The sequence below is a fragment of the Nocardia donostiensis genome (genome assembly GCF_002081715.1).
Taxonomy (GTDB): Bacteria; Actinomycetota; Actinomycetes; order Mycobacteriales; family Mycobacteriaceae; genus Nocardia; species Nocardia donostiensis.
In genome coordinates, this window is record NZ_MUKP01000012.1 from 53,079 (window position 1) to 65,368 (window position 12,290).

The window sequence follows — 12,290 nt, forward strand, 5'->3', positions numbered from 1 at the left end:
CTGCCCCGTGTCCGGCCCCGGCCGCACCCATGGGTAGTAATGGGCGTGCACGGCCGCGTCCGAGAGGGAAGTGGGAGGCTGGGAAACAGCGCCGGGAGCGTTGCCCTGCGCAGCGGTAGCCGGGGAGGAACCGGGTTCGTGGCAGACCTGAGCTCAGCCGAGGGCGAACAGCTCGCTACTGCGCTGTTCCAGCACCGTTTCGCCCAGCACGGCCAGTGAGATCGGGGCACCGTCGTATCCGGGACGGTGCACCGGGATACGAGTGAGTTCCGCGCCGGTAGCGGGGTCGAGCGCGGCGATCGCGTCTGCGACGGGGACGAGCAGACGGCCTGCCATCAGTGCGGGTGTGCCGAGCGCGTCCGGGGCGGTCCACATCGGGTCGAAGGTGCTCGCATGCAACGCGATCACGCTGTTGCCGGTGAAGACCAGGAACGCCGAGCCGATGCGGACCGCTTCGGAGGTATCGGCCAGCGGGGCCGAAAGTTCGTGCACCACGGTGGGATTGCCTGAGGCGTCGAAAACCGTCAGGCGCGGCGCGCTCGGCTCCGTCCCGGTGGTCCCCGGCTGGTAGAGCACGATCCGGTTGTCGTTCACCGCGAGCACCCGCGAGCCAGGGGCGGCAGCGGCGGGGCCGGTGAGCACATGCGAGCCGTATTCCTCGGGGACGGTGTTGTCCTTGGGGGCGGGGTCGAGCACCGTCAGCCGGTTGGCGGGTTCGCCGGGGCAGTGTTCCAGCACTGCAAGCCGGGACGGGCTCGATTTCGCCGACAGTAGTGAACAGCCGTGGCGGGGCTGGGTTTTCACGTTCACCTTGGCGTCCACGTAGCCGTATTCGAGGGTGCGCACCAGGTCGGAGCGCCACATCTCCAGACGGCGCGGTCCCTGGGCGAGCAGATAGGTGCCGTCGGCGGAAAGCTCGATCGAGGAATCCATATAGCTGCTGCGTGCGGTGCGGCGCCCGCCGTCGGCGCCCGACAGCATGGTGGTCTGGCTACAGCCGCGCTGATCCCGGTACACCGCGATCACCATGCCGAACTGTGCTTCGACACCGCACAGCGGTAGATCGCGCCGATACCGCCACAACTGCTCCCCGGTGCGGGGATCATGCCCGGCGACGGTGCCGTCGTCGCCGGTGATCACCGCACCGTCGGAGGTCAAGGCCCGAGAGGTGGCGTCGCTGGGGGCGTGCCATAGTTCGCGCAACTCGGTGGGCAGCCGGTCTGCGGCAGGCAGCGGCTGCGCGGGTTCGGCCGCGGTCACCGATTCCGTACCGTTGGCCCCGCCGAACGCCCAGATCACCGCGAACGCGATCGCCACCACTACGGCGATCGCGACTGCGGTGATGACGTCGGCGCTGCTCCGCCGCTCGGGTGCGAGCACGATTTCGAGCGTAACGGATACGCGGCCTACGCCGACGCGGTGGCGTCGTTCGTCGAATCGGCTACCGAACCGCTCGCGGAGCCGTTGGATGCCTGCACCGCGGCGTCGTTCCCCGTCGCAGCGTCGGGGGTGGCGTCCGTGGCGGCCGGCTTGCGGCGTCGGCGACGGCGCCGTGCGGGCTTGTCGGTGCCCGCCGGGACATCGGTGGTGTCGATACCCGCGTCGTCGGTCTCGGGCGCCGAATCGGCGTCGGCACTGGTTTCCGCCGTGGTGGTCGTGTTGTCGCCGGTGTCGGACCTGCGCCTGCGCCGCCTGCGCCGCGCCGGGCGTTCATTCGTGTCCGCGGCGTCCGTGCCGCTCCCGGTGTCGGGCCGGGTTTCGCTGCCGTCGGCTGCCGTCTCCGGCTGCGGCACGGTGGTGTCTTGTTCGATCGGTTTACCGCCGCGAGTGCGCCTGCGGGTGCGGGTGCGCGGGGTGCGGGCGGGGCGTTCCACTACCACCGCGTCGTCGTCGCGCTCGCGTGCGGGTTTGCGGATGGCGCCGGAGACGCCCTCCGGGATCCCCAGATCCGAATACAGATGCGGGGACCGTGAATACGTTTCGACGGGGTCGGGAATACCGAGGCCGAGTGCGGCATCTATGGCTGCCCATCGGTTGAGTTCGTCCCAATCGATCAGCGTGACCGCGACACCGGTACGGCCCGCGCGACCGGTGCGGCCGATGCGGTGCACATAGGTTTTCTCATCCTCGGGGCATTGATAGTTGATGACGTGCGTGACGTCGTCGATATCGATTCCGCGGGCGGCGACATCGGTCGCCACCAGCACGTCGATGGTGCCTTTCCGAAATTTCGACAGCGCTTTCTCCCGGGCGATCTGTCCGAGGTCGCCGTGTACGGCGCCGACGGCGAAACCGCGCTCGGACAACTCGTCGGCGACTTTCTGCGCGGTCCGTTTGGTGCGGGTGAAGATCATGGTGGCGCCGCGGCTCTCGGCCTGCAGCACCCGCGCGATCAATTCGCCCTTGTCCAGGGCGTGGGCGCGGTAGACGAACTGGGTGGTGCGGTCGTGCACGGCCGAATCGGAAGGTTCTTCGGCGCGGATATGTGTGGGGCGGTTCAGGAAGGTGCGTGCCAGCGTGATGATCGGGCCGGGCATGGTAGCGGAGAACAGCATGGTCTGCCGTTTCTCCGGCACCATCCCTAAAATGCGCTCGATATCGGGCAGAAAACCCAGATCGAGCATTTCATCGGCCTCGTCCAGCACCAGCACGCCGACCTTGCCCAGAATCAGATGCTGCTGGTCGGCCAGGTCGAGCAGCCTGCCCGGCGTACCGACGACGACGTCGACTCCAGCGCGCAGCGCCTCGATCTGTGCCTCGTATGGGCGGCCACCGTAAATGGAGGTCACTTTCAGCCGGCCCTGCTGGTTGGTCAGGTATTTCGCCGCGTTCTCCAGGTCCTGGGTGACCTGCAGACACAGCTCCCGCGTCGGCACGATGACCAGCGCGCGCGGGGTGCCGTCCAGCGCGGCGGTGCCGGAGTCTGCGGCGGAAATCCGGTGCAGCAGCGGCACACCGAATCCGAAGGTCTTACCCATACCGGTGCGGGCCTGACCGATGAGGTCTTCCCCGCCGAGCGCCAAGGGCAGGGTGAGTTCTTGGATAGCGAAAGTACGTTCGATTCCGATCTCGCCGAGCGCGCGAACGATGTCGTTGCAAACCCCCAATTCGGCGAATGTCGGCGCTGCGTGGGTTGTGTCCAGTTCAGCTGTCAGCAGGGTGTCCGCCAGACCGGGTTCCTGATCGACTGTGATCTTGCTCAGTTTTCGTGCCTTTCCTCGTTATCGCGTCACACGCGCACGAGGCGTGGGGCGGACCGGTGGGTCCACATCGACCACGGATCCGCCCTGCGATACTCACCCGGGCCGCCTGCCGGATGTCAGCGGCACCCATCTGGTCGGGGGACTGCCTGGAAAGACATCGGCGCGGCGCATCGGTGACGCGGATCTGGTGCGCGCACATTTTCCGTTGGACTCGGGAAACCACGGCAAACCGCGGCGCCGCGATCGGCGACCTGCAGCCCGCCGGTTCGAAGCTTCGGCGATGCCCGGTGACCTCGATCGAGCGCAAAATTTCCGTTGTCCACAGTGATTGTAGCGTGATAATGTGCTCGGCTCGAAAATCCACGGCGGCAAATGCGTGGAGATTACTTCGTTTTCCTTGTGCTACCGGCCGGGCACTCCTGCGCGACAGGGCAATTCATTCGGCGTGGCGAATGCCTCGGCGTGACGAATACCGCAGCAACCGGAAAACCACACCACGCGGCCGCTCACCGAGGCTAGCTGTAACCAGGGGTACCGGGTGTGGGACATTCTTGTGGTGAGCATCGCAGACACCGTCACCCTTGCCGCGCGCAACGCCTGGGCGCTGACCTTCGGCCCCGGCGTGCAGGAGCCCGAGCCGACACCGGCGACCGTGCTGTGGGACGAACCGCACCGCCAACTCCGCCGCTTCGAACCGGTCGCCGCCGCCGCTGCGGGCGCGGTTCTGCTGGTGCCGCCGCTGGCCGCACCCGCCAGCTGTTTCGATCTGCGGCCCGAGCAGAGCCTGGCCCGATTCCTGCTGGACACCGGCCGCGCACCGTATGTGATCGACTACGGCGAGATCACCTTCGCCGACCGGCGGATGGGTTTCGAAGACTGGATCGACGACATCCTGCCCGAAGCGATACGGCGGGTCAGCGCTGATCGTGGCGGCGCACCGGTCGATCTGGTCGGCTGGTCGCTGGGCGGCACGATGTCGTTGCTGACCGCGGCCGCCGGCACGCATCTGCCGATCCGCTCCATCACCGCGATCGGCGCGCCGCTGGACTACGACAAGATGACCGGGATGCCGCAGCTGCGCGCGGTGGCCCGGCTCACCGGAGGTATCGCCACCTCCACCGCGATCCGCATCGCAGGGGGTGTGCCAGCCCCGCTGACCAGACTGGCCTACCGCGCTACCGCCTGGGACCGGGAATTGCGCAGGCCGTGGTTCGTGGCGAGCAATATCGCCCGCACCGAGGCCCTGGCGAAAATGGAGACCATCGACCGGTTCATGGCCGAGATGCCCGGTTACCCGGGCCGGTTGTACGGCCAGCTGTGGGGCAGGCTGATCCTGCACAACGATATCGGCCGCGGTGTGGTCCGGCTCGGCGAGCGCGATATCGCGCTCGCCGATGTCACCGCGCCGGTGCTGCTGGTGGGCGGCCCTGCCGATGTGATCACCCCCGCGGCCGCGGTGCAAGCCGGAACCAGGACGCTGACCGGGGCAGCATCGGTGCGTTACGAAACCGCCCCTGGTAGCCATCTCGGCATTCTGGCCGGGGCCACCGCACGAGAAAGCACCTGGACGTATCTGGACAAGTTCCTCGACGCGGCCGAGTGAACAACGCCGGGGCGCCGACCGGGTACTACGCTGGAATGCCATGGGAGCACAGTCCGCCACCGCGCCGGTTGTATCACCGTCCACGCAGGCCCAGCAGTTCGTCCCCGCAGACCACCCCGGTGTGACGGATCTGTTCGCGGTACTGGCCTACGGCGAGATATCCGCGTTCTACCGGCTGGCCGAGGAAGCCAAACTGTCCCCGACCGTCCGCGGCAAGGTCGCGGTGGCGAAGATGGCTGCGGCGGAGATGGCGCATTTCCAGCTGCTGGACCAGGCGCTCACCGCGCGCGGCGCCGACGTGTACACCGCGATGGCGCCGTTCGTGCGCGCCCTGGACGCCTACCACAACTCCACCGACCCGTCGACGTGGCTGGAATCGATGGTGAAGTTCCATGTCGGTGACGGGATCGCCGCCGATTTCTACCGGGAGATCGCCGGTGTGCTCAGCCCGGACGTCGCGGCCGTGGTGCGTGATGTGCTCGCCGAAACCGATCATTCGGAATTCGTCATCGAAGAGGTACGCAGCGCCGTCGCCGCCAGCCGCTCCGAACGCGACCGGCTCACCCTGTGGGGGCGCCGTCTACTCGGCGAGGCGATCACCCAGGCCCAGTACGTGATGGCCCAGCGCGACGAGCTCACCGAACTGGTGCTCACCGCGACCGGCGACCTCAACGGTATCGCCACCCTGTTCGACCGGATGCAGATGGCGCACGCCCAGCGGATGGCTGTGCTCGGCCTCTGATGGTCTGCGTCGACCGGCTCACCGTATCCGCCCGTGTGTTCGCTGAAAGCGGAGCCCACGCTTATCAGGCCGGGGGCAGGCTGCATTAGCCTGGGATCGACAGCACAGGACTCTAGGTTCGGAGGTTGGCCGTGGAGGTCAAGATCGGTATTTCGGATAGCCCGCGCGAACTCGTCATCTCCAGTTCGCAGACTCCGGACGAGGTCGAGAAGCTGGTATCCGCTGCGCTGGGCGGCGACGGCGGTGTCGTGGCGCTGACCGACGACAAGGGCCGCAAATTCCTGATCCAGGCCAATAAGGTCGCCTATGTCGAGATCGGCACCGCGACCGGCGGCCGGGTCGGTTTCGCCGCCGTCTGACGCCAACGAACAAAGCCCCCGGTATCGATGCATGCACCGATACCGGGGGCTTTCGCGTATGGCCAGGTTGGCCGACGGGCAGATCAGCCGACCGGGTGCAGCGGCACATGGGACAGACCGCCCCAGGCCAGCGCCACCGTGGTGTCGACCGCCTCGTCCTTGGGGATGGGGCGATCCGCCTCCAGCCAGTACCGTGCGGTGAACTGGCTGGCACCGACCAGCCCCACCGCCAGGATTCGGGCGCGGTAGGGGTCCAAACCGGAATCGTGGGCCACCAGATCGAAGACCGCGTCCACACAGGCCTCGGTGGCCTGCTCGACCCGGCGCTGCACCTGCGGCTCGTTGGTCAGATCGGATTCGAAGACCAGGCGGAAACCTTGCATCTCGTTGTCGACGAAATCGAAGTAGGCCTGCACGGCGGCGCGGACCCGCTGCTTGTTGTCGGTGGTGGAGCGCAGCGCTTGTCGCACGCTCTGCACCAGCATGTCGACATAGTTCTGCAGCACTGCCAGATACAGCTCGAGTTTGCTGGTGAAGTGCTGATAGAGCACCGGCTTGCTGACGCCGGCGCATTGCGATATCTCGTCCATCCCGGAGGCGTGGTAACCGCGAAGCACGAATACCTCACTGGCCGCAGTGAGCAACTGCTGGCGCCGTTCATCGCGCGGAAGCCGGGTACCGCGTTTGGGCGTGGTCATGGCCTCCGATGGCACTCTGCGGGACGTCATCCGGTCCACGAGGTCAGTCATTTCGGATCTCCCAGTCGATTCCCCGGCAAAGGGGTGTGTACCGGGTATCTCAAGCACGATACTCGGTCATCCCCTGTTTGCGGATCGGGGTTGCGGAAGCGGGCTTGCTCATCGAATGTATGCGCTTCGGGCACTTCGGCGCACGCGGCCTCGGACCTACTCGACGGGCCGGTACGGCGGGCGGAAGCACTGTGAGAGTCTGGTGCACGTGACCGACCGACCGGAACAGTCCTCCGGCGGCGGGCGTAGTGCTCTCCGCCCCCGAGACTTCGACATCTCCGGCTCCGTAGGGTCCGAACCACAGGAAGCGTCGGACCCCACCGGGGTCCGCTCCCATCAGCCGTTGCGTGCTCGCTGGGATCCGACCGCAGACGAGAGCCGTCCCCGCACCCAGCGATCCGACCGCGAGGTGAAGAAACAGAGCGCGCTCGGTCGCTTCGTCGCCACCTACGGTTGGCGCGCCTATGCGTTGCCGGTGCTGATCGCGATCACCGTTTTCGTGGTGGCGGACGCGGTGCGCCGCGGCCCGGATCCCGCCCCCGTTGCACAGGAACCCTCGATGGGCAGGCTCGGCCCGCCCCCGGCCAGCGCGGGCGTTATCGGTGCACCGCCGGGAGACGGGCGCTTTCCCGAGCACCTGCCCACCGGAGCGCTGCCAGAGGGCGGCGCCTTCACCGAATCCGCGGCGGGAACGTGGCGGGTGGTGCCGGGCGGTACCGAGCAGGTGGGGGCCGGTGAGCAGCGGGTGTTCAGCTACACGGTCGAGGTGGAGAACGGGCTGGACACTTCGGATTTCGGCGGTGACGAATCGGTCGCGCGCATGATCGACTCCACCCTGGCCAACCCGAAGAGCTGGGTCCGCGACCACAAATTCGCGTTCCGCCGGATCGACTCCGGCGAACCGGATTTTCGCATCTCGCTCACCTCTCGCGAGACCACCAGGAAGTACTGCGGGTTCGAGATCCCCATCGATTCCTCGTGCTACAACTCCGATCTGGCCAGGGTGGTGCTTTCGGAGGCACGCTGGGTGCGCGGCGCGCTGGCCTTCGAAGGCGACATCGGCTCCTACCGCCAGTACCTGATCAATCACGAGGTCGGTCACGCCATCGGCTACCACCAGCATCAGCCGTGCGAGAGCGAGGGTGGGTTGGCGCCGGTGATGATGCAGCAGACCTTCGGTACCGCCAACAACGACATCGCCGTGCTCGACCCGCACGGCGTGGTCCCGATGGACGGTAAGCACTGCCGGTTCAACCCGTGGCCGTATCCGCGCGGATGACCGGCGACGGGGAGCGTGGGGGTGGTTGCCCGACCCCGCCGCCGATACGCGACGATGGCCGGGAAGAACAGGCCGGTCGCCGGTGTTGTATCGGACAGAAGCGTCGCTGCGTTGCGCTCGCCGCACAGTGATCGGTCCATCGATACGAGGAGTTCTGGACGTGTCATCACCGAAGTCCCTGCCGCCACTGGTGGCCCCGGCCGCGGAGCTGACCAGGGATGAGGTCGCCCGCTACAGCCGTCATCTGATCATCCCGGACGTCGGGGTGGACGGGCAGAAACGGTTGAAGAACGCGAAGGTGCTGGTCATCGGCGCAGGCGGGCTCGGTTCGCCCGCGCTGCTCTACCTGGCCGCCGCCGGTGTGGGGACGCTGGGCATCATCGACTTCGACGAGGTCGACGCCTCGAATCTGCAACGGCAGGTCATCCACGGGGAATCCGATCTGGGCCGTCCCAAGGCCGAAAGCGCTCGTGATTCGGTTCTGGACATCAACTCCGGCGTCGAGGTGCGGCTGCACCAGTTCCGGCTGGACAACGACAACGCCGTCGAACTGTTCTCCGAATACGACCTGATCCTCGACGGCACCGACAACTTCGCCACCCGTTATCTGGTCAACGACGCCGCGATACTGGCGGGCAAACCGTACGTCTGGGGCTCGATCTTCCGGTTCGAGGGCCAGGTGTCGGTGTTCTGGGAGGATGCGCCGGACGGGCGTGGTATCAACTACCGCGACCTGTACCCGGAGGCCCCGCCGCCGGGAATGGTGCCGTCTTGCGCCGAGGGCGGTGTGCTCGGTGTGCTGTGCGCGTCCATCGGCTCGATCATGGTGACCGAGGCGATCAAGCTGATCACCGGTATCGGTGACCCGCTGCTGGGCAGGCTCATGGTGTACGACGCACTGGATATGAGCTATCGGACCATCAAGCTGCGCCGCGATCCGGAACGTCAGCCGGTCACCGAACTGATCGACTACGACGCGTTCTGCGGTGTGGTGTCGGAAGAGGGGCAGGCCGCGGCCGCCGGTTCCACCGTCACCGCGCGCGAGCTGAAGGACATGCTCGACTCCGGTGACCCGGTGGAGCTGATCGACGTGCGCGAACCGGTGGAATGGGACATCGTGCACATCGAGGGTGCGACGCTGATCCCGAAGGACCGCATCCTGTCCGGGGAGGCGCTGTCGGAGCTGCCGCAGAACCGCAAGATCGTGCTGCACTGCAAGACCGGTATCCGTTCCGCGGAGGCACTGGCCGCACTCAAACGCGCCGGGTTCGCCGATGCCACGCATCTGCAGGGCGGCGTGATTGCCTGGGCCAATCAGGTGGATCCATCGCTACCGGTGTACTGAACACGTCGCCGCGACCGAGCGGGGACCGGACGCGCTCGCCTCACCTGACACGGCGCGGCGTCCGGTTCGTCCGGGTTGCCGGGAGTACGGTACGGCCGTGACCACTGTGGAACCTCCCGAGCATGTGCGTGCCACGTTCGGTCTGCGCGAAGTCACCCCGGTTGCGATGGAAGACTGGGAGGGCGGCTGGCGCCTCGGCGATGTGGTGCTGAGCCCTGTCGCCGATCATGCCAGGGCGGCATGGTCGGCGAAGGTCAGGGAGAACCTGCGGGTCGACGGGCTGCGGGTGGCCCGTCCGGTCCGGGCCACCGACGGCCGCTACGTCGTCTCGGGTTGGCGTGCCGATACCTATCTGCCGGGTACTCCGGAGCCGCGGCACGACGAGGTTGTGTCGGTGTCGCTGCGGTTGCATACCGCCACCGTGGCGTTGGACCGGCCGCGGTTCCTGGCGCAGCCACCGGCCGTGACCTGGCTGGATGTGGATGTTTTCGCGGCCGCGGACCGGGCCGCATGGGAGGCGGTGCCGTTGCGCACACTGCGCGCGGGTGGCGCGGTGCCGTTGACTTCGCCCGACGGGCGGCACAGCCTGGAACTGATCGGTCAGCTGGCGACATTGCGCAAACCGGTGCGCTCACCCGCACAACTGGTGCACGGTGACCTGTTCGGCACGGTGTTGTTCGCCGGATTGGATACCCCGGGGCTGACCGATATCACTCCCTACTGGCGGCCCGCGGCGTGGGCAGCCGGGGTGATCGTGGTCGATGCGCTGTCGTGGGGCGGCGCCGACGACGGGTTGCTGGAACGGTGGGCGGATCTGCCGGAATGGCCGCAGATGTTGTTGCGGGCGGTGATGTTCCGGCTGGCGGTACATGCGCTGCACCCGCGCTCGACCGCGGAGGCGTTGCCCGGGCTGGCCCGGACCGCCGATATGGTGCGGCTGCTGCTCTGAGGCTGCGCGGTGTACACCTGGCGGTGTACACAACTATCCGACGTGGGGGTATTCGGCGATGAGCGCACCGAGTAAGCAGCGGGCTGCTGCGGCGGCGCGTTCGGGGTCGCCGTCGATGACGGCCTGCACCAGTTCGGCGTGTTCAGCGTCGTAGGCGTCGTCGTTTTTGCTGGTGCGGGAACGTATTCCTGCTTCGATCACCGGCAGCAGGGAGTCGTAGAACTCGAGATAGACCGCATTGTGGCTGGCGATCACAATGGCGCGGTGGAGTTCCACATCCGCCGCGATGGCGTCGGGATGGTCCTCGCTCCATGCGGTGTTGCGTATGTCGAGCAGGCGGAGCAGGTTCTGGATATCGGTGTCGTCGCGGCGGCGGGCAGCCAGGGTGGCGGCCGTGGTGTCGAGGGCCTGGCGTAGTTCCAGCACATCACGTTCCTGGGCGTCGGCGAAATATTTTGCCAGTGTGCCGCCGACTTCGGAGGTGGCGATGACGTAGGTGCCCGAGCCTTGGCGGCGTTCGAGCATTCCCGCGTGGACGAGGGCCTGCACCGCTTCGCGCAGGGTATTGCGGCCGGTGCCGGTGAGTTCGGTCAGTTCTGGCTCGGTCGGGATGCGGCTGCCGATGGGCCAGCGGCCGGAACGGATTTCGGCGCGCAGCTGTTCGGTGACCTGCGCGATGAGGCTGGTGCGTCGGACGGGTTGCACGGCAACAGAGTACCGCCGGTCACAATAGGTTGAGATTGGTCATAGGGTCATCCTACGATTTTCGGGTGACAGGGACCCTGACCGACACTTCGACGAGCCCGGACAGTATCGCGGCCGCGCACAAGCGCCCATTGCTCGAGGGCAGGCTGCTGGTATTCGCGGCCATCATCATGTCGGCGCTCACCCTGCGCGTCGCCGTCACCGCATTCAGCCCGCTGGCCGAACGGATCGGTCAGGAGATCGGCTACTCCACCGCGATCATCGGCGTATTCGGCATGATTCCCACGCTGATGTTCTCGCTGTCGGGTGTGCTGACCCCGCTGCTGGTGACCCGGATCGGTCTGGAACGCACCGCGCTGGTGGCGATGCTCGCGGCGGGAGCGGGCATGCTCATCCGAGTGCTGGTCTCCGGCACCGGTGAACTGCTCGGATTCTCCGCGCTGGCGCTCGCCGGTATGGGTATTGGCAATGTGGTGATTCCGCCGCTGGTCAAACGCTATTTCCCGGACCGGGTCGCGATCATGAGCGCGCTGTACATCACCATGGTGCAGCTGGGCACGGTCATCCCCGCGCTCATTGCGGTGCCGGTCGCCGACACGCAGGGGTGGCGGATCTCGCTCGGACTGTGGGCAATTACCGGGTTCCTGGCCGCGGTGCCGTGGCTGGGTGTCCTGCGCGGACGGGAACGAGCAGACGGTGATCGCGCTGTCGTCCTGCCCGGTGCGCCAGAGAAAGCTGGGCAGGTATGGCGTTCCCCGGTTGCGTGGGGCATGGCGGGCATGTTCGGCATGACCTCGCTCTCCACCTATGCGGTGTTCGCCTGGCTGCCCGCGATTTTCGCCGACGCGGGCGCAAGCGCGGCGTTCGGTGGCAGCATGGTCGCGCTGTTTTCCTTGATGGGCCTGGTCGCCTCGCTCACCGCGCCCACGGTCGCAGCTCGGTTGCACAATCCGTTCCCGGTGGTCGTCGGCTGCGCGCTCTGCTTCCTCGTGGCGTACGGCGGACTGCTGATCGCGCCGATGAGCGCGCCGTTGCTGTGGGTGATCATCCTCGGCCTCGGGCCGAGCACCTTCCCGATGGCGCTCACGCTGATCAACTTGCGCACCCGCACCCAGGCCGGTTCCTCGGCCCTGTCGGGTTTCACCCAAGGCGTCGGCTACGCCGTGGCGTGCGCGGGACCCGTTCTGTTCGGCACCCTGCACACCGCGACCGGGGGCTGGGCCGCCCCGTTCGGGTTGCTGTCGGTGGCCGTGCTGGTCCTGCTGGTCGCCGCCTGGCAAGCGTGTAAGCCGCGGATGCTGGAAGACAGCTGGCTCAAACGCTGAGTAATCGCCGCGTCACCTGATGCGAAACGTG

At 67.1% G+C, this 12,290-nt stretch carries 11 protein-coding genes; 7 read left to right on the forward strand and 4 right to left on the reverse strand.

Annotation, left to right across the window (positions count from 1 at the left end; translation table 11 throughout):
- Window positions 1–153 precede the first annotated feature (153 nt).
- Both B0T44_RS10480 and B0T44_RS10485 read right to left on the reverse strand, forming a co-directional pair.
- A complete protein-coding gene (locus tag B0T44_RS10480) occupies window positions 154–1,380 on the reverse strand; it encodes an Rv3212 family protein (protein WP_077117144.1) in 1,227 nt (408 codons plus the stop codon).
- A 26-nt stretch (window positions 1,381–1,406) separates the two neighbouring features.
- A complete protein-coding gene (locus B0T44_RS10485) occupies window positions 1,407–3,170 on the reverse strand; it encodes a DEAD/DEAH box helicase (RefSeq protein WP_077117146.1) in 1,764 nt (587 codons plus the stop codon).
- A 589-nt stretch (window positions 3,171–3,759) separates the two neighbouring features.
- On the opposite strand from B0T44_RS10485, the gene B0T44_RS10490 reads away from it, so the two are divergent.
- The 3 genes from B0T44_RS10490 (at window position 3,760) to B0T44_RS10500 (ending at window position 5,907) form a co-directional block, all read left to right on the forward strand.
- The gene (locus B0T44_RS10490) at window positions 3,760–4,806 is read left to right on the forward strand and encodes an alpha/beta fold hydrolase (RefSeq protein ID WP_081511923.1); all 1,047 of its coding nucleotides are present in this window, start codon (window positions 3,760–3,762) and stop codon (window positions 4,804–4,806) included.
- A 40-nt stretch (window positions 4,807–4,846) separates the two neighbouring features.
- A complete protein-coding gene (locus B0T44_RS10495) occupies window positions 4,847–5,548 on the forward strand; it encodes a ferritin-like fold-containing protein (RefSeq protein WP_077117148.1) in 702 nt (233 codons plus the stop codon).
- 131 nt (window positions 5,549–5,679) lie between these two features.
- Window positions 5,680–5,907, forward strand: coding sequence for a DUF3107 domain-containing protein (locus B0T44_RS10500; protein ID WP_077117150.1), 228 nt, complete (start codon window positions 5,680–5,682; stop codon window positions 5,905–5,907).
- Between the two features lie 83 nt (window positions 5,908–5,990).
- On the opposite strand, the gene fasR is transcribed toward B0T44_RS10500, so the two are convergent.
- Window positions 5,991–6,656: an HTH-type transcriptional activator FasR gene (gene fasR / locus B0T44_RS10505; protein WP_077117152.1), complete on the reverse strand. Its 666-nt coding sequence runs from the start codon at window positions 6,654–6,656 to the stop codon at window positions 5,991–5,993.
- A 208-nt stretch (window positions 6,657–6,864) separates the two neighbouring features.
- Between fasR and B0T44_RS10510 the strand changes: the two genes are divergently transcribed.
- The 3 genes from B0T44_RS10510 (at window position 6,865) to B0T44_RS10520 (ending at window position 10,229) form a co-directional block, all read left to right on the forward strand.
- On the forward strand, window positions 6,865–7,935 hold the full coding sequence (locus tag B0T44_RS10510) for a DUF3152 domain-containing protein (protein ID WP_425436858.1): 1,071 nt from the start codon (window positions 6,865–6,867) through the stop codon (window positions 7,933–7,935).
- A gap of 160 nt (window positions 7,936–8,095) precedes the next feature.
- The gene (gene moeZ / locus B0T44_RS10515) at window positions 8,096–9,280 is read left to right on the forward strand and encodes an adenylyltransferase/sulfurtransferase MoeZ (protein WP_077117154.1); all 1,185 of its coding nucleotides are present in this window, start codon (window positions 8,096–8,098) and stop codon (window positions 9,278–9,280) included.
- 97 nt (window positions 9,281–9,377) lie between these two features.
- Window positions 9,378–10,229 carry a TIGR02569 family protein gene (locus B0T44_RS10520; protein WP_077117156.1) on the forward strand — a complete coding sequence of 284 codons (852 nt, stop codon included), beginning with the start codon at window positions 9,378–9,380 and terminating at the stop codon, window positions 10,227–10,229.
- Between the two features lie 33 nt (window positions 10,230–10,262).
- Here B0T44_RS10520 and B0T44_RS10525 read toward each other — a convergent pair whose 3' ends face one another.
- On the reverse strand, window positions 10,263–10,934 hold the full coding sequence (locus tag B0T44_RS10525) for a FadR/GntR family transcriptional regulator (protein WP_077117158.1): 672 nt from the start codon (window positions 10,932–10,934) through the stop codon (window positions 10,263–10,265).
- Between the two features lie 65 nt (window positions 10,935–10,999).
- Here B0T44_RS10525 and B0T44_RS10530 point away from each other — a divergent pair, with 65 nt between their 5' ends.
- Window positions 11,000–12,259 carry a CynX/NimT family MFS transporter gene (locus tag B0T44_RS10530; protein ID WP_077117160.1) on the forward strand — a complete coding sequence of 420 codons (1,260 nt, stop codon included), beginning with the start codon at window positions 11,000–11,002 and terminating at the stop codon, window positions 12,257–12,259.
- The last annotated feature ends 31 nt before the right edge of the window (window positions 12,260–12,290 follow it).